21 protein-coding genes are annotated in these 24870 nt (G+C 29.7%); 11 read left to right on the top strand and 10 right to left on the bottom strand.

Going from position 1 to position 24870, the window contains the following annotated elements:
- Positions 1–32: 32 nt before the first annotated feature.
- Positions 33–2159 (bottom strand): TonB-dependent receptor, encoded by a 2127-nt coding sequence (locus tag Q0O83_RS09260; RefSeq protein ID WP_294096445.1) that lies wholly within the window; start codon positions 2157–2159, stop codon positions 33–35.
- 145 nt (positions 2160–2304) lie between these two features.
- Here Q0O83_RS09260 and Q0O83_RS09255 point away from each other — a divergent pair, with 145 nt between their 5' ends.
- Positions 2305–2670, top strand: coding sequence for a YbaN family protein (locus Q0O83_RS09255; protein ID WP_293722318.1), 366 nt, complete (start codon positions 2305–2307; stop codon positions 2668–2670).
- 47 nt (positions 2671–2717) lie between these two features.
- Here the strand turns inward: Q0O83_RS09255 and Q0O83_RS09250 are convergent, their stop codons facing one another.
- Positions 2718–4013: a DEAD/DEAH box helicase gene (locus tag Q0O83_RS09250; RefSeq protein ID WP_294096442.1), complete on the bottom strand. Its 1296-nt coding sequence runs from the start codon at positions 4011–4013 to the stop codon at positions 2718–2720.
- Between the two features lie 157 nt (positions 4014–4170).
- Between Q0O83_RS09250 and Q0O83_RS09245 the strand changes: the two genes are divergently transcribed.
- The 3 genes from Q0O83_RS09245 to Q0O83_RS09235 are packed head-to-tail and all read left to right on the top strand — an operon-like array spanning position 4171 to position 7322.
- Positions 4171–5559, top strand: coding sequence for a PTS transporter subunit EIIC (locus Q0O83_RS09245; protein WP_294096440.1), 1389 nt, complete (start codon positions 4171–4173; stop codon positions 5557–5559).
- Between the two features lie 14 nt (positions 5560–5573).
- The gene (locus Q0O83_RS09240; protein WP_294096439.1) at positions 5574–7004 is read left to right on the top strand and encodes a glycoside hydrolase family 1 protein; all 1431 of its coding nucleotides are present in this window, start codon (positions 5574–5576) and stop codon (positions 7002–7004) included.
- 24 nt (positions 7005–7028) lie between these two features.
- The gene (locus tag Q0O83_RS09235) at positions 7029–7322 is read left to right on the top strand and encodes a hypothetical protein (RefSeq protein WP_294096438.1); all 294 of its coding nucleotides are present in this window, start codon (positions 7029–7031) and stop codon (positions 7320–7322) included.
- Between the two features lie 45 nt (positions 7323–7367).
- On the opposite strand, the gene Q0O83_RS09230 is transcribed toward Q0O83_RS09235, so the two are convergent.
- The 4 genes from Q0O83_RS09230 to Q0O83_RS09215 form a co-directional block, all read right to left on the bottom strand.
- A complete protein-coding gene (locus tag Q0O83_RS09230) occupies positions 7368–8840 on the bottom strand; it encodes a DHA2 family efflux MFS transporter permease subunit (RefSeq protein ID WP_294096437.1) in 1473 nt (490 codons plus the stop codon).
- A 14-nt stretch (positions 8841–8854) separates the two neighbouring features.
- Positions 8855–9403 (bottom strand): HlyD family secretion protein, encoded by a 549-nt coding sequence (locus tag Q0O83_RS09225; protein ID WP_294096464.1) that lies wholly within the window; start codon positions 9401–9403, stop codon positions 8855–8857.
- 78 nt (positions 9404–9481) lie between these two features.
- A complete protein-coding gene (locus Q0O83_RS09220; protein ID WP_294096436.1) occupies positions 9482–9988 on the bottom strand; it encodes a biotin/lipoyl-binding protein in 507 nt (168 codons plus the stop codon).
- Positions 9989–9990: 2 nt separating this feature from the next.
- A complete protein-coding gene (locus tag Q0O83_RS09215; RefSeq protein ID WP_294096435.1) occupies positions 9991–11421 on the bottom strand; it encodes a TolC family protein in 1431 nt (476 codons plus the stop codon).
- A 245-nt stretch (positions 11422–11666) separates the two neighbouring features.
- On the opposite strand from Q0O83_RS09215, the gene Q0O83_RS09210 reads away from it, so the two are divergent.
- A complete protein-coding gene (locus Q0O83_RS09210; protein WP_294096434.1) occupies positions 11667–12383 on the top strand; it encodes a carbohydrate deacetylase in 717 nt (238 codons plus the stop codon).
- A 64-nt stretch (positions 12384–12447) separates the two neighbouring features.
- Here the strand turns inward: Q0O83_RS09210 and Q0O83_RS09205 are convergent, their stop codons facing one another.
- On the bottom strand, positions 12448–14319 hold the full coding sequence (locus Q0O83_RS09205) for a PTS fructose transporter subunit EIIC (RefSeq protein WP_294096433.1): 1872 nt from the start codon (positions 14317–14319) through the stop codon (positions 12448–12450).
- Between the two features lie 167 nt (positions 14320–14486).
- On the opposite strand from Q0O83_RS09205, the gene Q0O83_RS09200 reads away from it, so the two are divergent.
- Complete coding sequence (locus Q0O83_RS09200; protein WP_294096432.1) at positions 14487–16538, top strand: BglG family transcription antiterminator; 2052 nt, start codon at positions 14487–14489, stop codon at positions 16536–16538.
- 74 nt (positions 16539–16612) lie between these two features.
- Here Q0O83_RS09200 and Q0O83_RS09195 read toward each other — a convergent pair whose 3' ends face one another.
- Positions 16613–16771, bottom strand: coding sequence for a hypothetical protein (locus Q0O83_RS09195; protein WP_294096431.1), 159 nt, complete (start codon positions 16769–16771; stop codon positions 16613–16615).
- A 79-nt stretch (positions 16772–16850) separates the two neighbouring features.
- Entirely contained in the window at positions 16851–17861 is a 1011-nt protein-coding gene (locus Q0O83_RS09190; RefSeq protein ID WP_294096430.1) for a LacI family DNA-binding transcriptional regulator, read from the bottom strand.
- 171 nt (positions 17862–18032) lie between these two features.
- Here Q0O83_RS09190 and Q0O83_RS09185 point away from each other — a divergent pair, with 171 nt between their 5' ends.
- The 5 genes from Q0O83_RS09185 to Q0O83_RS09165 all read left to right on the top strand — a co-directional run bounded on the left by Q0O83_RS09185 (position 18033) and on the right by Q0O83_RS09165 (position 24352).
- Positions 18033–19784 carry a flavocytochrome c gene (locus Q0O83_RS09185; RefSeq protein ID WP_294096429.1) on the top strand — a complete coding sequence of 584 codons (1752 nt, stop codon included), beginning with the start codon at positions 18033–18035 and terminating at the stop codon, positions 19782–19784.
- 380 nt (positions 19785–20164) lie between these two features.
- Positions 20165–21751 (top strand): choice-of-anchor I family protein, encoded by a 1587-nt coding sequence (locus Q0O83_RS09180; RefSeq protein ID WP_294096428.1) that lies wholly within the window; start codon positions 20165–20167, stop codon positions 21749–21751.
- An 872-nt stretch (positions 21752–22623) separates the two neighbouring features.
- Complete coding sequence (locus Q0O83_RS09175) at positions 22624–23001, top strand: reverse transcriptase domain-containing protein (RefSeq protein WP_294096427.1); 378 nt, start codon at positions 22624–22626, stop codon at positions 22999–23001.
- A 2-nt stretch (positions 23002–23003) separates the two neighbouring features.
- The gene (locus Q0O83_RS09170) at positions 23004–23903 is read left to right on the top strand and encodes a hypothetical protein (RefSeq protein ID WP_294096426.1); all 900 of its coding nucleotides are present in this window, start codon (positions 23004–23006) and stop codon (positions 23901–23903) included.
- A 161-nt stretch (positions 23904–24064) separates the two neighbouring features.
- Positions 24065–24352, top strand: a complete 288-nt coding sequence (locus tag Q0O83_RS09165; RefSeq protein WP_294096425.1) for a DUF1971 domain-containing protein — start codon at positions 24065–24067, stop codon at positions 24350–24352.
- Between the two features lie 90 nt (positions 24353–24442).
- Here Q0O83_RS09165 and Q0O83_RS09160 read toward each other — a convergent pair whose 3' ends face one another.
- On the bottom strand, positions 24443–24799 hold the full coding sequence (locus Q0O83_RS09160) for a cupin domain-containing protein (protein ID WP_294096424.1): 357 nt from the start codon (positions 24797–24799) through the stop codon (positions 24443–24445).
- Positions 24800–24870 lie beyond the last annotated feature (71 nt).

Below are 24870 nucleotides of genomic sequence, written 5' to 3'. Positions count from 1 at the left end.
CTTCGGTCATGACCGAAGATATTTTTTGTTTATTAGAATGTATATTTAAACCCAGAATAGAAAGTTCTTCCACTTGAAGGATCGTAAACCTGTTCTCCATTTGAAATCCCCTCTTGATCGAAGTTTTGTCTATCAAGAAGATTGTTAATTCCACCAAATAGCTTTAAACCATTATTAAGAGTATAATTAACACTTAAATCTAGAGAAACAGTATCTTTAGCTTTATATTTATTTTCTTTATCTAGGTAGTATTGATCTTTATAGTTAAGAGTTAAAGCTGTATTAAAGGCATCTGTAAAGTAGATAGCTGTTCCTATATTAGCATTTGTTTTAGGAGTATATGGAACATAGTTTCCTTCGATAGATCTATTAGTTGAGTCACTAGAGATAGTAGCATCAACAAATGCTAAGTTTTCGAAGAATACAAATTTTCCAATAGATTGCTCTAATCCCATTTCAAATCCTTTTCTTTTAGTTTCATCTAAATTAGAGTAAGTCCAGTGTTTACCGTGAGTAACCTCTTCATAATAAATTTCATCCTTAGTTTTACCTGCAAAAGCGTTTAGTGATATAAAACTTCCAAAAGCGTAATCTTTTAATCCGATTTCAATAGTTTGGTTTGTTTCAGCTTTTAAATCATTTATAGCATAGACATTATCAACTTTATCTTGGAATTCAGTTGGAGCTGGAGTTCTAAAACTTTGTTCAAACCTAGTGTAGATATTACCCGTATCAGAGTATAGGTAATTTATAGCAAATTCATAACTATCATTTCTCATAGATTTTTTGATTTTATCTGATTTTAAACCAGAATCAACATATCCTCCATTGATAAATCCAGGAGTAACTCTATGGTAGTAGTGACTATTTTTTGTTGTATCAAATTTTGTCCACTCTCTTCTAACTCCTTGTAAGAATTGTAATTTATCAATAGAAGTTTTATTAAATGCGTAGATACCATGACTCTCTTTTTCGCTGTCTAAGTTATAAACTTTATACATATCCATAAAGTTTTCGAAATCTCTTTTACTTTTTTGAAGCTTGTAGTCATATCCTAAAATTAGATAACTATCATTTCCGTATTCATATTTAACAGATGGGTTTATTTTGAATTTTTCATCTGTAAATGTTCCAATATTATCAGCATAATATTCTCTATAATCAATCATAGTTCCAAAATTAGCATAAGTAGATTCTTTTGTTTTAACATCGTTTTTATTTTCTTGGTAGCTCATATTTAAGTTTAATGAAAGTTTAGAGTTAATATTTTTATCGTAGTTCATAGAGAACTCATTTCTAGTCAAGTTACTTCTATCTAATTGGTCAGTTGACCCTTCAAGAGCAGAGTATTTTTGTCCAAGTTCAGAACCGTTAAAATCTACACCTGATTGTGAAGCATTTGCATCTAACTCTGCTTTAGTTAGTAACTCAGCTGTTTTAGATTTCTTGTTGTAGTATGTATATTGTAATTTTAATTTGTCATCCTCACTTAGTTTTAAAAGTGAAGTTAAATTAAAATGCTCATTTTTTGTATTTTCATAATCTCTATTAGTATCGTTGTCCTCTTTAGAATAATCAATAATGAAAGCTAGATTATCATTTACTTTTACAGAAGTTCCTGTTTCAAATCTACGTTCGTTGTCACTTCCATATCTAAATCCAACATATCCCCCAGTTTTATCAACAGAGGATTTAGTTATGATATTAACTAATCCACCAGTGAATCCATCTCCATAAAGAACTCCATTTCCCCCAGGAAGAATCTCTATTTTTTCGATAGATGATACAGAAACTGAGTTTAATGGTAAGGTTCCGTGGTTTATATCAACTGGATTTATAGCAGCTCCATCTACAAGAACTTGAACTGTTGCTTTAGAGTTTAATCCACTTCCCCTCATTTGGATACTTTCTCCCACAGAGTTTCTTGTAATTGTAATTAGAGGTGAGCTCTCTAAAACCTCAGTTATATCTTTAAAGTTTTTTTCACTAATCTCCTCTTTTGTAATTATTTGAATATTTTTAGTAGTGTTTTGTAAAGATTGTTCGTATCCAAGAGTAGATATAACACTCTTCTCTAGATAAACTCCTTCACTACTAGGTTCCATAGCATGACTTAGAGCTGAAATCACAAGCCCTAAATAAATAAAGTGTTTTTTCATTGAAGTCCTCCGACTAAATATTTGATAATCAAAATAATAACATATGTTTATTTTGTTTGCAAGTAAATAATATTAAATATTTAAATAATTTGAAATTCAAAGTAAAATATGCTAAAATAGTATAAATTAAACTTGGGAGGATTTTATGAAGAAAAAGTTATTTTTTATACTCGGATGCTTATCATTATTGCTAGGAGCTATAGGTATTTTTCTACCTATTTTACCTACGACACCTTTTGTGCTTTTATCAGCTTTTCTTTTTGAAAGAAGTTCTGAAAAATTTCACAAATTACTTTTAGAAAATAAAATATTTGGAAAATATATAAAAGATTATACAGAGAAAAAAGGTATAACTTATAAAAATAAAATTATAGCAATAACAGTTATGACTTTAGGTATGGGAAAAGGATTTTTAGCTATGACTAATATCTATGGAAGAGTTGCTCTTGTAATAACATTCTTTGCTGTTTTAACTCATTTAATAAAAATGAAAACTTTAAAAGAGGGATAAATGAAAAAGGATTTAGAAGCAATTTTCTAAATCCTTTTTTCTATAAATTATTTTGTAGCTGTTTTATTTGTTTTAGTTTTTTTGTTCTCAGATTTTTTTTGCCAGAATTTATTTCCAGATGATTTTTTAGTTTTATCATTTTCAGAGTTTTGTTTTTTGTTAGAATCAAACTCTCTTTTTGGTCTTTGTTTGAAACCATCTTTTGGTTTTTTAGGAGCTGAAGTTCCCTCTTCACCGTGAATTTTTACAAATTCAGTTTTGTTAACTTTTAAAATCTCAGCTAAGAATTTTTTATCCTCAAAAGCAGAGAATGTTAAAACAATACCGCTTTTATTTGCTCTTCCTGTTCTTCCACTTCTATGAGTAAAAGCTTCTGCTGTTTTAGGAAGATCATAGTTTATAACATGAGTAACTTGAGGAATATCTAATCCTCTAGCCGCGATATCAGTAGCAACTAAAATGTTGTAAGTTCCATTTCTAAATCCAGATAAAGCTGCATCTCTTTGATTTTGAGAAAGATTTCCTTGGAAGTGTACAGCTTTTAATCCCTTATTTTCTAAAACTTTACTTAGATATTTTGCTTTATGTTTTCCATTTGTGAATACGATAACTGATTCAATTTCAGAATCTGCTAAAATTTCAACTAGCTTAGATTTTTTCTCTAAATTTTCAACATGATAAAGCTCATGTTCTATAAGTTTTACAGGATCTTTGTATTCAATTTCAATAGTTTGGTGATTTTTTTCTAATACTTTAAATGCTAAAGTTTTAATCTCTTTTGGCATTGTTGCAGAGAAAAATAGAGTTTGTTTCTTTTTTGGTGTGTGCTTAACAATTTTTTCGATATCTTTTAAGAATCCCATATCTAACATATGATCAGCTTCATCCAAAACAAGGAATTCAAGTCTAGTTAAACCAAGATTTCCTTGGTTGATATGATCTAAAATTCTACCAGGACATCCAACAACAATATCAACCCCAGTTTTAAGAATATCAACTTGCTTTTTAACAGAAGTTCCACCGTAAACAGCAAGAGTTTTAATTCCAATCCCTTTTCCAAGTTGTAAAATTGTATTGTTAATTTGCTCAGCAAGTTCTCTTGTAGGAGCTATTACAAGTGCTCTAACACCCTTTCCTTTTCCTTTTGTTGTAGCTATTTTCTCCAAAATAGGAAGAACAAATGCTGCAGTTTTTCCAGTTCCAGTTTTAGCAAGTCCAAGAATATCAATACCACTTAAAATAGCAGGTATAGCTTCGGCTTGGATTGGTGTTGCTTCTTTATATCCAACAGCAGTAATTTGCGTCATTATTTCTTGTTTAAAATTAAATTCATTAAAGTTCATTACATCTCCATCTAAAAATATTTTTTGTTTATCTGTTATTATACCATTCTTTTAATAAAAATAATATAAAAATTTATTTGAAAAAATTTGCAAATACTATACCAGAATGGTAGAATTTAAATATAGAAAGTTTAATTATCATAGAAGGAGAAAAAATATGAATTACAATAAGATTGGAAGAGATATATTACAGGAAGTTGGTGGAGAATCCAATGTTAAAGAGTTGACATATTGTTTTACTCGATTAAGGTTTGTTCTTAAAGATTTGAAATTAGTTGATAAGAAAAAGATAGAACAGTTAGAAGGAGTTATATCTGTAATAGAAAGTGGAGGTCAACTTCAGGTTGTTATAGGCTCGAAAGTTGAAAAAATTTACTTAGAGATTATACCTATGTTATCACTGAATAATGAAGTAAAAAAAGAAGATAATAAAAATGAAAGTTTAGAGGTTGGAAATATATGGAATAGGATTTTAATTGCAATTTCTACAATTTTCACCCCGATGGTACCAGCAATCGCAGCATCAGGTTTACTTAAAGGGGCTTTGACAGTTGCAAGAATTTTAGCATCAAATAAAGGATTTGATATAACAGGCAATCAAACTTATACAATAATTATGACAGCAACAGATGCAATATTTTATTTTATGCCAATAGTTTTAGCTTATACGAGTGCAAAAGTATTTAAAGCAAATGAATTTATAGCTATGGCACTTGGTGGAACGATGTGTTCTCCTGCAGTTGTAGCTCTTATGGCTGGAAGTTCATCCGTTTATATGTTTGGATTAGAGGTGACAAAAGCTAGTTATACATCCTCGGTGATTCCAATTATAATTGGAGTTTTAATTCTAAGTTACGTACAAAAATTTTTAGAAAAAATTATACCAGAGGTTTTAAAGATAATTTTAGTTCCAGGTTTATCATTGATTATAATGATTCCTGCCATATTTTTATTCTTTGGACCTATTGGAATATATATAGGAAATATGATAAGCTTTATGTATGCAGCTTTGATGGGAGTTAGTCCAATTCTTTGTGGGGCTTTTGTAGGAGGAATGTGGTGTGTGTTTGTAATTTTTGGAGCACATAGGGCGTTAGTTCCAATTGGAATAAATGATGTGGCACTTTATGGTCGTCAGAATTTATTAGCTTTTGCTGGTGCAGCAAACTTTTCTCAAGGTGGAGCGGCTCTTGGAGTTATGTTAAAAACAAAAAATAAAAATTTAGAAACCATAGCTGCTTCGGCGAGTATTTCGGCAGCTTTATGTGGAATAACAGAACCAGCAATTTATGGATGTAATCTAAGATTGAAAAAACCTATGATATATGCTGTTATATGTGGAGCATTAGGAGGAGCTATAATGGGAGCTGGAGGAGTTTATGGAGACTCGTTTGCTAACAATGGAGTTTTAACGATAGCAACTTATGCTGCATTTGGAATGAAAAAATTTATGTTCTATCTAATAGGAATTGGAGTTGCATTTTTCGGTTCAGCTCTTTTAACATTCCTATTTGGATTTGAAGATATTGAAAATTTAGAAAAATAAATAAAGGAGTAAAAATGGATATACAAGATAAAATAAAAAAATTCCCAGAAAATTTTTTATGGGGAGCATCGTCATCAGCTTTTCAAATTGAAGGTGGATGGAATCAAGATGGAAAAGGAAAAACTGTTGCAGATTTCAATTCGTTTAAACGTTCAGATAAACAAGCTGATTCGAAAGTTGCGAGTGATTTTTATAACAACTGGAAAGCTGATATAGATTTAATGAGTGAGTTAGGACTTCAACTTTATAGATTCTCAATCTCTTGGGCTAGAATTATTCCAACTGGTGATGGAGAGATAAATGAGAATGGAATAAAGTTTTATGATCAAGTTATTGATTATCTTTTAGAAAAAGGGATTATGCCTTTTATAACACTTTATCATTTTGATCTGCCTTATGCATTGGTTGAAAAATATAATGGCTGGGAAGATAGAGAGTGTGCTTTTGCTTTTGAACGTTATGCAAAAATATGTTTTGAAAGATTTGGTACTAAAGTAAAAAATTGGCAAGTTCATAACGAGCAAAATTTAATGGTTAGAGTTGATGAGAGAATGAATATAGATGTTGCTGATAAGTGGGAAGCTGACAGAATGAGAGCTCAAATGGATTATCATATGTTTTTAGCTCATGCTTTAACTGTTAAAGTTTTTAGAAAAGTTGTTGAAAATGGAAAAATAGGTCCAGCTGTTTCATCAACTTGTTCATACCCAGCAACAAGTAAGCCAGAGGATGTATGGGCAGCCAAAATGAACGATTGTTTTAAAACTGAGTATGCTTTAGATATGCATGTTTATGGTGAGTATCCAAAATATTATATGAGATACTTAAAAGAGAGAAACATTGTTCCTAAAACAGAGGCTATCGATAAAGATATTTTAAAAGGAGCTACAAATGATTTTATAGCTGTTAATTACTATAGAACCCTTTGTATAGAGCATCTACCAGTTGATGAAAGTCATGTTTTAGGTGAAAGAGAGTCTATCATGAATCAAGTTGACTTTGATCAATATGGATATTTTAGACATATAAAAAATGAGAATTTAAAAGCGAGTGAATATGGAGCACAGATAGATCCATCGGGTCTTAGATTAGTTTTAAATAGATATTATGAAAAATATAGATTGCCAATGATTATAGCTGAAAATGGGTTAGGAGCACATGATGTGTTAACAGAGGATGAAAAAGTTCATGATGGCTATAGAATTGATTATCTGAGAGACCACATTGAAGCTTGTAGACTTGCAATGGAAGATGGTGTCGAGATGTGGGGTTACTCTCCTTGGTCAGTTATGGATATTTTAAGTTCGCATCAAGGATTTAAGAAAAGATATGGCTTTGTATATATAAATAGAGATGACTTTGATTTGAAAGATATGAAACGTATAAAAAAAGATAGTTTCTATTGGTATCAAAAAGTTATCCAAACACATGGCGAAGAGATATAGGTGATAAATTTGGAAAATTTGATAATGAAGAGAGTTAAAGAGAAAAGATTTGAATTGATTTTACAAGTTTTTGATAAAATTGATTTTGAAAGAGTTTTGATGCCAGAGGAGTATAGTAAGGATACTTTTTATGATTTTTTAAAATGGAAAATTGGAAGTAGTTTAGGAATGAGATATGATAAACAACTTAGTTTTATATATTCTCAAAAAAATGAGGGGCTTCAAGAGCGTTTATTGAAGAACCTGGAGTATGATTTTAAACAAGAACAGTTTGAAATTTTATCTAATATATATTTTGAGTTTGGAAAAGATAGATAAAAAGATTAAGAGGAAGTAAAAAAGGGAGTCGCTATTGACTCCCTTTTATTGTTGTGTTGACTTAGTTGAGGTACCTAGAAATAGAAATGGTATAAGGATAAGAGCTATAACCCCACTTCCGATTAAAATATCATTAATTCCCATAATAGAAGATTGAATAATAACTTCTTGCTTTATTAAAGCTAATGAGTTAGTTGAGAAATTTTCAATATTAGGATTAGCAGCTGTTATGCTAGATGCCATCATGTTATGATGAAAAGCCATTGCGTGATTCCAAGCAGGAATAACTAAAGATGTTCCCAAACTACTTCCTATATTTCTCATAAAATTATAGATACCAGAAGCACTAGCTAAATTTTCGTTACTGATGTTTGAAAGAGTTAGTGTATTTAAAGATATAAAGAATATACCAACGCCAAAGCCGTTAAAAAATCTGGTTAATGCAACGTATCCTGGAGTTATTTCTGGAGAGTATCTCGCTGTGAAAAATGTGGAGATACCTAGTAGAAAGAATCCAAAAGCAGCTACTTTTCTAGCGTCTAAATGGTCTATTTTTTTTCCTAGGATAGGAGCTACCATCAATATAGCAACTCCAAGAGTGCATGTCGACTTTCCGCTAGTAAAAGCAGAGTATCCCATATAGTTTTGTAACCAAAGTGGAATTGCAACAACACCCCTAAAATATGCTAAAACAGAAAACATTAATGCGAACGACCCTACACAAAAATTTCTATTTAAAAATAGGCGAACATTTACAACTGGGGATTCGTGATGCCATTCCCAAATGACTAAGAGGACTAGGAAAACAAAAGCTGATATACTGAGTCCAACGATAATATTATTGGAAAACCAGTCTAAATCATTTCCTTTATCTAACATAAGTTGTAGAGAACCGACACCGATAACTAAAAGAATGAATCCGATTATATCGATTGGTTCTTTAACAGTTTTTTCTTTGGCGATATCTTTTTTAAAAATGTAGTAAACAATTAAACTTGATATTATACCAAAGGGAAGATTGATATAAAAACACCATCTCCAAGAAGCAGTATCAGTTACCCATCCCCCTAAAACAGGCCCAACAACAGGTGCAATAACAATAGTCATAGACCAAATTCCCAAAGCTATTCCTTTTTTCTCTTTAGGATATAACTTTAGCATAAGTGTTTGAGAGAGTGGAATCATACTAGCTCCAACAACTCCTTGTAAAATTCTCATGGTTAATAAAAAGTTATAAGATGGACTTATACCGCAAAGCATACTAACTAAAGTGAAAAGTAGTGTTGCAGCTAAGTATTGTTTAATAATTCCAAAACGTTTAGTTAACCATCCGATAAGTGGTAAAAATATAGCTTCAGCAACAGCGTAGGAAGTGATAACCCAAGTTCCTTGATCAGGAGCTACAGCAAAATCACCAGCAATGTGACTTAAAGAAACATTGACGATGGTCATATCAAGAACGTTCATAAAAGATCCGATAGCTAAGGCGATTGTAGCAAAAATAACTGATGAATTCATAAGTTATAACCTCCTTAAAAGCTATTGCTATTAATTATTTTTTCAATCAACGAATGTAATGCGTTTTCATCAATTTTATATAGTTCAGATTTTTGTTCTATAAAGTGATTGGGAATATCGACAGTTTTGTTTGTATTAACTTTAACTGTCAAAGTTGTCCCAATCGGTAGAACACCATTTTTATTTAAACTATCCTGATTAAAATCAATACGAACAGGAACACGTTGGACAATCTTAATCCAGTTTCCAGTAGCATTTTGTGTTGGTATTAAAGCGAAGGCACTTCCTGAACCAGCAGATATTCCAGTGACAACACCACTATAAGTTTTACCATTCAAATCACTTTTGATTTCAACATGGTTTCCAAGTTTGATATCTCTAAGCTGAGTTTCTTTAAAGTTTGCATTGATCCAAGTTTTATTTAAATCAACAACAGTAAAAAGAGTTTGACCAGCACCAACTTGTTGTCCTAAATTAACTTGTTTTTGGGCTATTACACCAGATATAGGTGAGAAAATTTTAGTTTTTTCCAAATTATAGTAGGCGTTTTTTAAATTTTCAATAGCTATAGCGACAACAGGATGAGAGTATATATCAGAGCTAAAAGCTTCTATTTTACTATTCTCTAAATTAGTTAGACTTTACTCGTAGGTATTTTTACTATCGATATATTTAAAACTAGTTGTATCAAAATTTTCTTTACTTGTTATTCCTGTGCTGCTAGATATTGTTTGTCTTTTTAAAGTTTTATCAGCAAGAGCAAGATTAGCTTTAGCGGTTAAAGTGTTATTTTCATTAACTTTCACAGTATTTTGTAGTGTATAATATTTTCTTACTGCGTCAGCTAATTTTGTTTCAGCATCTTTAAGAGCGATTTCATAATTAACTGTATCTAGTTTTATAGCAGAAGTCCCAATCGTTATAGGTTGAGTATCTTGTACGTTAATCTCATTTATAACACCACTAACCTGTGTTGTTATAGAGACTTGATTTCCGTGGATATATGCATTTTCAGTTTCTTCATATCCTTTTAAAAAAAACATATAGTAAAGTAAGTATAAAATTCCAATGACAAAAATAATTATAAGAAATATTCCAATTTTCTTTTTGGCATCTGCTCTATTTTGATTTTGATTTTGATTTTCCACTTTTATTTCACCTCATTTTTATAGTAGCCACCGATAGACCCAATTAAGTTAATTTGATTTGTATACAGATTAAAGTTATTTTCAATGTAACTTAATTCAGTATCAAGTAAATTATTTTCAGAGTTTAAAAGTTCGAGCTTTGATATACTTCCAATTTTATAAAGAGTATTGCTATCCAAATAATTGGATTTTATATTTTTATATTTACTTTCTTCGAGTAAATTATTTGATTTTGATGTTTTTAAAATACTGAGACTGTTATTGATATCTTGGTAAGCTTTGATTAGATTATTATTATAGTTCTCAATAAAGATATTTAGATTAACCCCAGCAATTTTATAGTTTTGAGTAAGTGTATTTCTATTGAATAAAGGCAGGTATAAGCTTGGTCCCATCTCCCATAATGTACTGTGTGCTTTCAACAAATCTTGAACATTTATATTTTGATATAAATATTTCCCAGTGATAGAAAATCTAGGATAAAAATCAGCTTTTAAAGATTTTAAATTTTCTTTTTCTGAACTAATTAAAGCTAAATAATATTTCACATCTGGTCTATTTATAGCTATATCAGAATCAATATAATTAGGAATATCTAAAAAATAATCGAATTTATGTGTATTAGAATCTATTTTAGCTAATGTGTTATCAATAGTTTCTGAATTAACATCGCCAACAAGAGTGTAGAAACTATTTTTTAATATCACCTTTTGTGTATTTATATCAACAATATTTTGTTTTAAAGATAGAATATTGTTTTTAGCGATAGAAATATTTTCGTTATTTCCAAGACCAGTTTGATAAAGAATATTTTGATATTTTAAAATTTCTTCTGCAATATTTAATTTTTTTTGAAAAATGTTTTCCTCTTTTACAAGGAAAATATATTTTCCATAGAGATTTGCAACAAGAGTTGAAAGAGTGAGAGTGCTCCACTCGCTTTGAAGTTCTGTTGCTAGTTTTGAATATTGTGCTTGTTTTTCTAAAGCATCAAATTTCCCCCAAATATCAAAAATATACTCTGCTTGAATACCTACAGAACCAAGGTCGATGGTATCACTATTTTTAATATTTTTAATATCTAAGTCTGTTTTAACACTAGATGTCAAAACATGGTTTCGATTCCAATCAGCACCTAAATCGACACTAGAAAAATTTGAATTTTTTGTGGAGTTTAAAGTGTATATAGCTTTTTCAATATTAAGTTTAGAGATTTTAAGATCGCTATTTGTTTTTAAAATTTCATTAATAAGAAAGGTTAATTCAGGATTATTTGCATTTACCCACCACTCATGAGATTTAAAAAAAACAGTGTTATTTTGTGATTTATTTTTTGTGATTAAAGTTTTGATAGGAGTTTCAGTAACTTTAGGGGTTGCTAAGCATCCTGTTATTAAAATAGGTAAGATTATAAAAAAGATATGTGTTCTCATAAAGTCCTCACTCCTGATAAAATGTATTAAATTTAATACATTTTAGTAGATTTATATTGTAATTATTTTCTAAGATAATTATTCTCTAAATATCTTTAATTTCCTACAAAGTATTACTATTTAATTGTGAAAAAAAATTAACTTTACAATAAAATTTTAAATGATATACTTATATTAAATCATTTTCGACTATTATAAAACAAAAAGAATAAAAAATCATCTATAAAACAGTGGAGGTTTTACATATGAAGAAAAAACTAATTGTTAATGCCGATGATTTCGGATTATCTCCTGGTGTTAATAAGGGAATTGTAGAAGCATATTTAAATGGAATTTTATCTTCAACGACGCTGATGGTTAATCAACCTTACGCAGAACATGCTGTTGAACTATATCAAAATTATAGTAATTTAGGTTTAGGTATACATTTAACTTTTGATAAAGGAAAATCTCTTTTTGGAGTATCTTCTTTGACTGATAGCGAAGGAAATTTTAAGAGATATAAACTTCTTTTAGAAAGTGGTAGGAAAGAAGATTTTATAAGGGAGATTGAGGCACAGATTTTTAGATTTGAAGAGTTGTGTGGGAAAATGCCAACACATATGGATTCGCATCATCATATTCATATTAGAATTAAAGAAGCTTTTGAGGCTATTCAAGTTATATCAAAAAAATATAATTTGAAGTATAGAAAAAATGATGAGTTGATTGGTGAATTCTATGAGGATAATGTTTCGTTAAGTAATTTTTATTCTCTAATAGATACTAAAGATACTGAAGTTATTGAATTTATGTGTCATCCGGCTATTGTGGATACTACTTTATTAGAAACTAGCTCATATAGTTACAAAAGAGAGGAGGAGCTTAAAATTTTAACGAGTAGTGAAGTTAAAAATTATGTTAAAGATAGATATATTCTAATGTCTTATGATGGAAAAATAAAAAATGATGTAAATTATTGAAAAATATTTAAATAGGAAAAGGAGACTTCTATAATCAAAATATGAAGTCTCCTTTTAAGTATTATTATTGTAAGCTTTCTTCAATTAATTTTTTAGGATCTTGAATTGCTACTTTTGTTTTTACATCTAATATTTTTATATTTTTGAATCTTTGAGGTTCTTTAATAGCTACATCATGTGCAAATATTATAACCTTAGCATTTTCGATATCTTTTTGAGTAATTCTATTTACGATACCGTTAGCTCCTTGAGTTTCAACTTTTATTCTAACTCCCATTTTAGAGGCAGTTTTTTCAAGAGCCTTAGCCGCTAAAAATGTATGAGCAACTCCAGATGGACAAGATGTTATAGCTAAAACTTCAGCTTCTCCTTCACCTACAACAGCTTCATAATTTAATTCTTCTATCTCTTCTTCTAATGTTTCAGAAGCGATAGGTTTTAAAGTATTAACAATCAGAGCTGTAGTTAAAGCTCCTAGAATTGTTCCAAGGATATATCCAAATTTCCCTTCAACTACTGGTAAAACAATCCAACCACCCCAAGGGGCATGGTTGATAGAGTTCATTACAAATCCAGTAATATTTCCAACAATTCCACCAGCAACTATAGCAGGTAAAACTCTCATAGGATCAGCAGCAGCAAAAGGAATTGCACCTTCACTAATTCCAATTAGCCCCATTATAGCAGCAGCTTTTCCAGCTTCTTTTTCATCTTTTGTATATTTTTTAGGAGATAAGAAAGTAGCTAAAGCCATTCCAAGAGGAGGAGTACAAATTGCTATTCCAACTCCACCCATTAACCAAGGTTGAGTATCAACTTGAGTTTGAGCAAAAAGTGTAGCAACCTTATTAATAGGCCCTCCCATATCAAAAGCTGTCATTCCACCAAGAATTGCACCAAGAGCAATTTTACCACTACCAGCCATACTAGCAAGCCATGCATTCATACTTGTCATCATAGTAGCTATTGGGATACCGATTCCCCACATAACAATACCGCAAACTATAAATGTTCCAATTAATGGATAGATAAAGATTGAACCTAAAGACTTCATACTATCAGGAAGTTTAATTTTTTTAAGTAAATTGATAATAAAACCAGCTATAAATCCAACTATGATAGCTCCTAAAAATCCAGTTTTATAGTTTTGAACCGCTATCCATGAACCAATCATTCCTGGGGCTAAACCAGGTTTATCAGCAATCGAGTAGGCGATATATCCACCAAGAACAGCTGTGAAAAGAGTAAGTCCAGCAATACCCATATCAGCCATATCTTTTAAAAACCCAGCTTCAGGAACAGCTCCCTTTCCGGATAACATAACAGCAAGAGAAAGTAGTACTCCCCCGGCAACAATAAATGGAATCATATGTGAAGTTCCGAAAAGAAGATGCTCTTTTAATTTGTTAACTTTAAATTTAAGTGAGTTATTTTCATTGTTTGAATTTTCAAATACTCTTTCTTTTTTATTAATATTTTCATTTTTTAAAATAATATTTAAGAACTCATCTTTATTTTTAGCATTTCTAAGAGAATCTATAAATCCATCTTCCATAAAAAGAGTCGTAAGATTTGAAAGAACTTCAATATGTGTTGTTCCTTTTTCTGAATCAGGAATAGCTATTAAAAAAATTAAATCTACCTCATTACTTTCATCAACAGATTCCCAATCTTTAATTTTATTTTTTAATCTTGCAGCAGCAATTTTTGGAGTTTTAACAGAAGATGATTTTCCATGAGGAATAGCAAGACCATCCTCTAATCCAGTTGGAGACTTAGTTTCTCTAAGTAAAACAGCTTTAAGAAATTCGTGTTTGTTAATAAGAGCTCCATTTTCATCAAGTAGATCAACTAATTTTTTGATTACTTCAGTTTTATTTGAAGAGTTTGAATCTAAAAGAATTAAATTATTGTTGATTAAATTATTAAAATTCATAAAAACCTCCTAAGTTTTATTTTTATTTTATGATATCAAATTAAAAATAAAAAGAATAGAATCATATTTTTTCAAAAAAATATGATTTTTTTTAACCTTATATGGTTTAAAATTAGAAAAAATGTATAAATTGTGATAGAATAAATTAAAAAAATGGAGAGAAAATAATGACTAAAAGAGAGATTAAAATTCTTAAATATATTATAAAATATAATGGGAAAATTAGTTATAAGTTACTTTCAGAACTTTTATATATAAATGAAAGAAGCATACGATATGATATCGATAAAATAAATGAAATATTAAAAAATAATAATCATCCTGAGATTGAAAAAATTGAAAAAGGGAAAATATCTTATACAAATTTAAATATTTTAGTAATGGTAGTTGATAAATTTATAAAAAATATGGATATAATAGAATATAAGGATGAGATTATAATGTTTAAGGTTTTATTTTTAGAAAGAATAAACCTTAAAAATATAGAGGATGAGCTAGGAATTAGTAGAAGTAGTATAAAAAATATTCTAAAAACAGTTAGAGAAAATTTAAAAAAAGATGAATTAAAATTAGAAATTGAGGTACAGAAAGGTTTAATACTTGTTGGTGAAGAGGAGAATGTAAGAAAAGCACAATTGAAATTCATACTGATGTATTCAAAAGATGTTTACTTTTCAAGTATTCTTGAAAAGTATTATGAAGAAATAGATAAGAAAAAAATAGAAATATTTTTAAAATCGATAATGGATAGTACAAAGCATGTAATATCAGATGAACCATATATAAATTTATATAACTATATTTTAATAACTGTTGATAGATTGAAAAAAGAAAAGCATATATCTAAAATTGAAAATCAGGTATTTTTTCAAGGACTAAAAGAATATAAGGAAGTAAATAAGTTTCTAAATATTTTAGAGATTGAATACAAAGTAAAAATTAATTCAAATGAAAAAGTTCGTTTAACAGATTATTTTTTAGGAAGTCATTGCTATTCAACTGAAAATAGTAGCTATCAGTTTTGGATAGAGATTGATATAATAGCTAAAAAAATAATTAAGATGTTCTCTGAAAATATGGGAGTGAATCTATCTCGAGATAAAGTTTTATTAAAGGGAATCATCAATCATTTAAAGCCTACTATTCATAGATTAAAAAATAATCAAGTTTTAGAAAATAGTATTTTAAAAGATTTTTTAAAGCTTTATAAGCCAATTTTCATGGGAACTAAAAAATCGATTAAGCCATTGAGAAACTTTATAGGATTGGAGATCACAGAAGATGAAATCGCTTTTTTGGCTATTCATTTTAAAGCAGCTTTGGATAGAACAAATAAACTTGAGAATAGAAAAAATAATATCTTAGTAGTTTGTAGCTCGGGATACGGAACATCAAAATTGTTATCACAGCAAATAAATGAGAATTTTGCAGTTAATATTGTTGAGGTTATTCCGTTTTATAAATTAAAAGATTATATTTTAGAAAATGTAGATCTTATAGTGGGAACTATAAATATGGATGAGATTAATCTTAGAAAACCCTGTATAACTATAAATACAATATTATCTAAGGAGGATATAACTTTACTTGAAAATGTTGGATTAAGTAAAAGAAAAAATCGTATTTTCCTATCAGATTTATTGGAAATTTTTAAAAGAAATGGAGTAGTAAAAAATGAAAATGTTTTAGTAAAAGATTTATCAATATTGATGAATGAGATTTTAATAAATGATATCGATAGTGACGAACTAAAATTATCTGATATGTTAGAAGATATACTTTTAGATGTAGAGTGTGAAGATTGGGAAGAGGCAATTAAACTAGCAGGCAAAATAATGATTGAAAATAAAATATGCGATATAACTTATATTGAGAGTATAATAGAGAGAGTAAAAGAGTTTGGTCCATATATGGTTATGAGTAATAAAGTAGCTCTTCCACATAGTAAAAATATTGCTAATGTTTTTAAAAGTAAAATGGTTCTATTAAATTTTAGAAATGATATACTTTTTCCAGAAAATACACCTGTAAAAACAATGCTAACTTTTACTTCTCAAGATGAAGATACTCATTTGGATGCATTATCTAATTTTTTAGATTTAGTTAATAATTATAAATTTTTAGAGAAATTAGAAAATAATCCGAGTAAAAAAAAGATAGTTGATATAATAAAGAAGTATGAGTTTTTATCAAATTTAGGAAAAAATGGATTCATCTAAAAAGTTTTTAAAATAAATTTAACCCAAGAAATTTTATCTTTAAAAAGATTAATTTTCTTGGGTTTTTTCTTTTTTTAGTTAAAAGTATCTACATCTAATTTTGGACCGAAATTATTCGTATCCATTTGATCCATCTCCATAACAGCTGTAGTTGCAGGAGTAGGATTAACATTTGTATTAGAACAAGCAATGAAGACTAAACTAAATAAAAAAGCTACAATTAATTTTTTCATTTTAAACCTCCTTATTGAGTTAGATTTTCTTGATTTTTTATACAGAGTAAAGTTTTAACTTCCTTTATTTATCTGTATATTAATTTACACTTTTTCCGAGGACAAGTGTTCCTAAAGTTTTAGAAATGGGAATTTTTTTTCTTCGATAAATTTTGTCTTCAATCAAACTTTCAATTGCATCAATACATATTTTTTTAGTTTCAATTGTAAAACTTGTAAGTTCGGGTGAAAACCAATTCTTAAAACTTAAATTATCATGTCCAATAATAGATATCTCCTCGGGAATTTTAACTCCTAAATCATTAAATCCTTTTATTAATCCTAAAGCCCATATATCGTGCTGAGCAAATATAGCATCGATTGTATCCAATTTTTTATATAACTCTTGAGCTATAGCTACTCCATTTTCAAAAGATGGAGAGGATTTTATAATTAGATTTTCATTGAAAACTAGTTTATTTTCCTCTAAAGCGTGTTTAAAACCTAAAGTTCTCATTTTAAAACTTGGGGTCATATCAGTTGTTATTGTGACTATAGATTTTAAATTTCGACTTAAAAGGTATTGAGTTATTATTTTTCCAGAACTGTAATTGTCGGCAGTAAAAACCTCCTCAGAATATTTTTCAGGGCCATAATAAAGAAGAGAGTAAGGATATTTCATCTCTTTTAAAAATTCGATTTCATTATTTGTTAATATCTTTGAGAAAATTATTACTCCATCTATAAGACCACTATTGAAAAGCTGTGAAACCTTAATTTTAAAATCTTCAGTATTTTTAAAAAGATATAAAGCTGGTTCATACTTTTTTAACTGTATCTCTTCGTGTAGGGTACTCCAAAATACATTTGTAAATGTACTGTGAGGTATTTTAAAAAAATCATCTTGCATAAAAATACCAATTGTATTTGAGCTTTTTTTAGAAAGATTTCGAGCATTTATATCTATTGTATAATTAAGTTCTTTTGCTATTCTTTTAATCTCTTCCCTTGTTTCTAAAGGGATTCGATTGTTATCACTTAAACTTCTAGAAATAGTAGAAATACTATATCCAGTTTTAGCAGCGATATCTTTTAATGTAATTTTTTTCATATTTTTCTCCATAAACTTTTAATGACTGCCTTTTCATTTTACACTATATTTTTTCATATTTAAATATATTGTTTTATTACATAACAATTTAAAAATTGACATTTTATAAAATTTATAGTAGTATAGTCATAAAAAATAATGCGCAACCGATTGCGCAAAACGGGAGGAGATATGAAATTTAAAATGATTGATAAATTAATTTTATCGACACTTATTATTTCAAAATTTGCGGTAGCATCTAATTTTAAACCAGGAACATATATAGGGTCTGCACCAGGATATAAGGATAATATCCAAGTTGAGGTTAAAGTTAATTCGGAAAAAATAGAAAGTGTAAGAATAGTAAAGCATGATGAGAGTCCACTTATATCAGATGTAGCTTTAGAAAGAATTCCAGCAGAGGTTGTTGAGTATCAAAGTCTTGGGGTAGATGAGGTTGCAGGAGCTACAGCAACAAGTAAAGGGGTAATTGCTGCTATAACAAGAGCACTTAGATCAGCAGGTGGGGATTTAAATACATTGAGAAAAAAAGTTGTAACAAATACAGTGAAAGAAAATAGAGAATATAATGCAGATGTTATTGTAGTTGGAGGTGGAGGAGCTGGTTTAGCAGCAGCAGTTTCAGCTCATCAAAATGGTGCGACAGTATTAGTTTTAGAAAAAATGCCAAGAGTTGGAGGAAATACTCTTATAGCAGGATCAGCATATAATGCTGTAGACCCAAAGAGACAAAAACCGTTAGGAATAGAGGACTCAGTGGATTTACATTATAAACATACATTTGAAGGTGGAGATAAATTAGGAAAACCAACTTTAATAAAAACTTTTGTTGAAAATTCATATTCAGGAATTGAGTGGTTAGAAAGCTTAGGAATGGGATTCAAAGATGAGATATTTACAGTTTTAGGAGCTTTATATCCAAGAAGTCACAAACCAGAAAAACCTTTAGGAACAGGATTCATAGGAACTTATGAGGATTATATCTCTAAAAATAAAGGAATAACAGTACTTACAGATACAAAAGTTGAAGATTTAATATTAGAAAATGGAAAAGTTATAGGAGTGAAAGCAGTAGGTAGAAAAGAGAATGTTATAGCAAAAGCTAAAAATGGTGTTGTTATTGCTACAGGTGGATTTGGTGCTAATGTTGAACTTCGTCAACAATATAACTCAAAACTTACAAAGGCTATTCCTACAACAAATCATCCAGGAGCAACAGGAGAGGTTATGTTAATGGCAGCTGAAAAAGCAGCAGCAAACTTAGTTGGTTTACAATATATCCAACTTCTTCCGATGGGAGATCCTGTAAGTGGAAGTTTAAGTGGAAATATAGAGGGAAGTGTTGAGGATAGAATATTTGTAAATAAATCAGGAAAGCGTTTTGTTGCAGAGGATGAACGTAGAGATGTTATGACAAATGCACTATTTGAACAAGAAGATGCATATATGTGGACTATAGTTGATGCACACACTTACCCAACTGAGCAAGGAAAAAATAACTTCAACGAAACGATAGAAGATTTAGTGAAAAAAGGTAGAGCATTTAAAGGTGAAACAGTAGAAGAGTTAGCAGCTAAAATTAAGGTTGACCCAGCTGTATTAAAAGATACAATAGATAAGTTTAATGTTGCTGTTGAAAATAAAACTGATGAGTTTGGAAGAAAATTATTTGCAAATAAATTGGATAAGGCACCATTCTATGCAGGACCACGTGTTCCAACAGTTCATCATACTATGGGTGGAATTGAAATCAATGAAAAAGCACAAGTTTTAGATAAAGCAGGAAATCCTATTCCAGGATTATTTGGAGCAGGAGAAGTAACAGGTGGACTTCATGGAAGTAATCGTTTAGGTGGAAATGCTTTAGCAGAGATAACTGTTTTTGGAAAAATAGCAGGAGAAGAGGCAGCTAAAAATAAATAAAAATTAGTAAATAAAAAGGCAACTTTAAAAAATTGAAGTTGCCTTTTTCTATTTAAAAATTTAATATCCCCAACTATTAATATATCACAAGTTTTTTAAGATTACAATTGTTTTATTTAGATATACCAGTACAAAAAAGAGAAAAAAGTCTCTGGGGGGATTTAGAGACTTTTTTCTTTAAATGAAGTAAAAAAACAATCAAAGAAAACACTTTTAAAAAAATCTGAAAACACTTTATGATATCTTATACTTGTAGGGTCATTAATTTCCTTTTTTTATTTCAATTTTTTTTATTTACAATTTTTTAACAAGAAAGATATATGTATTTTACATAGATATGAGATAATTTAAAGTATTATAAAATAGATTTTGGAGGGGTTATGAAAATTTTAACAGCTATAGGAGCATTATTAATTGCTGCTACATCATATTCAGCACAGATATCAATGGAGAAGGTTGGACATTTCCAAGGTGCACCAATAGGAGCAGGGGGGCCAATCGATATAGTTGACTTTTACAATAATACTTTATTTGTAGCAAATGGAACTAATACGGATATTCAAAAACCATCTTTAGATATTGTTAAAGTGGATGGGTTAAAAAATAAAGAGAAGGAGTTCAATCTTTCTAAAAGAGTAGATATTCAAAAATTTATAGGAACAACTGAGGAAGTTAGTGATTTAACTTGCATTAAAGTTAGTCCGAATGGAAAATTCTTGGCATTATCAGTAGCTTTAAATCCAACAACAGAAAATGGGTATATAGTTATAACAAGTTTAGAAGGAGATTATATAGCTCACTACAAAGTTGGAGCTTTACCAGATAATTTAGCTATCACACCCGATAGTTTAAAAGTTATTGTAGCAAATGAAGGAGAGCCAGGAAAAGGACTTAAAGTTGATCCAGAAGGAAGTGTTTCTATTCTAGATTTATCGAAAGGTTTGGATAAAGGAAGAGTTATAGAAGTTAAAATAGATGAAGCACTAATAAAAGGAGAGCTAAAAGCGAATTTAGACGAATATGTTAAAGCTGCTCCCCATAAACCAACATACAGTCAGGCTTTAGAGCCAGAATATATCACAATAGATGAAGCTGGAAAATTTGCATACGTTTCATTCCAAGAGGATAGTGCGATTGGACAAATAGATATCGAGGCTGGAAAATTCGTTTGGATTGAATCTATGGGAGTAAAAGACCATTCAAAACCAGAAAATAGTTTTGCAATTGGAAAAAATAGTCCAAATTTAGTTACAGGAAATGTCTTTGGAATGTATCAACCAGATGGAATAAAAGTTATTAATCAAAATAATAGTACTTATTTAATAACTGCAAATGAGGGAGACGCCAGAGATTATGGTAAAGGATTATTTGTAGAAGATGACTCTACTATAGGAAAATTATTAGAAGCGGGTAAAAAAATAAATGTACCAGTTACAGAGGATATGAAGAATTTAAAAATTAGTAAGTTTAGAGGTTTAAATGAGAAAGGCGAGTATGATAAACTTTATTCGTTTGGAGCGAGATCATTTTCTATATTCAAAGTGGAAGATGGAGGAGTAAAACTTGTATTTGATTCAGGAAATCAGTTAGAAGAGATTACTAAAAAATATCTACCTCAATATTTCAATTCGAGTAATACAAATATAAAGCCATACTCAAGAAATAACTCTAAAGGTCCAGAACCAGAAGATGTTGAGATTGGAACAATAGATGGAAGAACATTTGCTTTTGTAGGATTAGAAAGAATTGGAGGAGTTGTAACATTTGATATTACAGATGCTACAAAACCTGAGTTTGCTGGATTCTTCTCTGGAAGAGATTACTCTGAAGATGTTAAAGGGGATGTAGGGATTGAAGGGTTAAAATTTGTAGCTTCAGAAAAGTCACCTACAGGAAAGCCATTATTAATCTCATCAAATGAGATTTCAAACTCTATAGCTATCTATGAATTAAAAGTTTCAAAATAGATTTAAAATAGTAACATATGTTACTGAAGTTATGACACCTTTATTGTATACTTTGTATATAAAGATAAAGGAGTGGAAATTATGAAGAATAGCTATAAAAATAAAGATGATATTAGTGCGACACGTTTCGTAATGAAAAGTTACGACATGTTAAAAGTAGCTTAAGAATAAGTGAAATAACAGAGAACTGTATTTTCGAGAAGTAGAATGATGGAGTAACGCCCTGAAATGCTTCCTCTAATACTCCGATATGCGATTAGGTTCTAACTAAATCTAATGGTGTAAAGCTCGGTGAAGTCGGTTGAGAGTTATCCCTAACATGTAATGATGAGGAAATGCGAACCAGAGGTGGTCGAGATAATGATAGATCGGGAGTCAAGTCTATAAGGTAAGAATGCACGCATGTGCTGACAAAGTTTTGAATGTACAGCTCTAAACTTCTATACAACAGAAATGTTGCACCCGCAAAATTGTGGGGTAAGTGGCGATTAGTAAAAATTAATATTATGAAACTCGCTATACTGTTACAGGCAGTATCCAGCTTACAGGGCTATAGAAACTACCTAAGTAGATTTAATGATAGAAAATATGGAACGTGGAAAGCAAGACACAACAAAAACCTAGTTAGAGGGTTGGTGAATATAAGTTAAGGGTTTAACGAAATTTCTTTAGTCTTGTGAGAGTAGGGGCACAGTACGAATGAAACCATGATAATAAGTGGTGGACGGATAGCCCCAAGTCAATAATTTTAAAATTGTTTTAATTTAGAATTAATAGATGAATGGTCGTAAACCATAAGCGATATATTAAAAATTAAAAATGAAATAGTAAAACGAATTAAATATGATTTAAAGGGCAGATACACACCAGGAATGGTAAAAAGAGTAGAGATTCCAAAAGGAGATGAAGAGTTTAGACCGCTAGGAATACCAAACATATATGATAGATTAGTACAACTGTGTTTTAAACAGATTTTAGAACCAATAGTTGAAAAAAGATTCTATAAAAATTCCTTTGGATTCCGACCAGAACGTAGTGCGGAGCATGCGATAGCAACTTGCTATCATATGATAAATATTGCAAAGCTACATTTTGTTGTAGATATCGATATAAAAGGATTTTTCGATAATATAAATCATAAAAAGCTGATAAAACAACTTCAACGATTTAAATCTATTGATAAGAAAACTTTATCACTAATAAAAGGTATGCTGAAAGTGGAAACTCTACTCTTGGAAATAAAGAAGTAGCTTTGAAAGGTACAAACTTAACTGAAGTTAGAATTGTTAGATACGCAGATGACTTTAAACTCTTTTGTAGAGATAGAGCATCAGCGGACAAGATGTTTAAACTTGTTAAAATATTCTTAAAAGATAGATTGAAACTAGAAGTTTCAGAAAAGAAATCAAAAATAGTGAATCTAAGAAAAGAGTTTAGTGTCTTTTTAGGAATAAAATTCAAAGCTGTTAAGAATAGAAATAGATTAACTGTGAGGTCATATATATCTGACAAAGCAAGAAAAGCTATCCTAACCTTAATCAGAGAAGAGATAAAAGAGCTTCAAAGAAGACGAACTGCCACCCAAGTCTTAAAATTTAATTCAATAATACTAGGAATTCAAAATTATTATCGCATGGCAACAATGGTAAATATAGATTTTAGTAAAATTGGCTATATAGTTAATAAATCCTTAATGAACAGATTAGGGAAACCATCTGGGAAAAAGGATAAGAAATATAAACTCCGCTATAAAGGATACAACTTTAAAGTATGGAACGTAGCAGGAACAACAATTTTCACGCTACAAGCTATAAAGTTTAAAATACCTAAACTATTTTCAGCGAAAAAGAAAGTTATGAATGTAGAGAAACAAATTGAGATAAACGAAATTGAAAACCCTCAAATAAGAGCAATCTTGAGACTCCAAAAAAACTCAACTTGTGAAGTAACAGGAAAATATATCGCAGGTAACGACAACTTTTATGTTCATAGGCTAGTCCCAAGAGAACATGGAGGAAGTGATGACCTTGAAAATTTAATGTTACTAGATTCTTCATTCAAAGCCTTACTAGAAAGCGAAAATAGAGAGGATTACTATAAAGACAATGAGAATTATGCAAGAATATTAAAAACACTTTCTAAATATAAATAAAATTTAAAATTATGATGGAACGCCGTGTGCGGTGAAAGTCGCATGCACGGTGTGGAGCAGGGGAAAAGGTGGAGATAACGTCAAAACCTTACCTATTGCTATAATTATATGATAACTCTGTTTTACCAAAAGATTTAGATAAAGTTGGAGAGACACCTTTTATGACAGAGGAAAATGTATTTCCAGATATTTTAAAAAACCATATGGCACCTAAAAATAAATTGGGATATCTTGTAGTGAGAAAAGGTGAATTAAACTATGTTTGGGAGGATGAAGAGGACAAAGTTTATACAGTTGATTCAAATCATCCGTTAGTTATTTATCCTGAGAGATATCATCGTGTTATTTTAACAGGAGCTGTTGAATTTAAAGTTGAGTTTTATCGTTATGATGACGAAATAATTGTGGATAAAACTGCTTTAAGACCGGGAGAAAATTTTATAAAATAAATACTTTTAAAAAACTCCCTTTTTACTGGATAGATGAAATGAAAATCTATTTAGTTTAAAGGGAGTTTTATTTCTTAATTTAAAATTCTATTAATTGCAGTTATTATTGATAACAACAGCTAACATCTCTAATTCAGAATCTCCGACATTTAATAAAGAGTGTTGTTCTCCATCACAAGTATAAACCACATCCCCTTCATTGACTGTATAAGTACCACTTTCCTCTTCTACTAGACCAACTCCTTTTAAGATATAGTAGACTTCAAAGTCGTTCACATGTCTATGTAGTCCGATAGATGAATTTTTCTCTAGAATGACTCTACTAAAAAGTTTTCCTTCATTTTGAAGTTCATCTTTAGATAGGATTTCAATCATTTTTAATTTTCCAACTCCACCTCTTAATCCTTCAATCTCTTTGGTTTCTAATTCATTTTTTCGTTTAATCATAATGCCCCCCTTCTATTATTAAGTTTCTGTTAACTTAAAATTTATTGAAACTACTCCAATCCTTTGAGGTA

This window comes from uncultured Cetobacterium sp. (assembly GCF_945952365.1).
Taxonomy (GTDB): Bacteria; Fusobacteriota; Fusobacteriia; order Fusobacteriales; family Fusobacteriaceae; genus Cetobacterium_A.
Note: the sequence above shows the minus strand (reverse complement) of the source record. Positions and strands in the feature narration are given on the sequence as shown.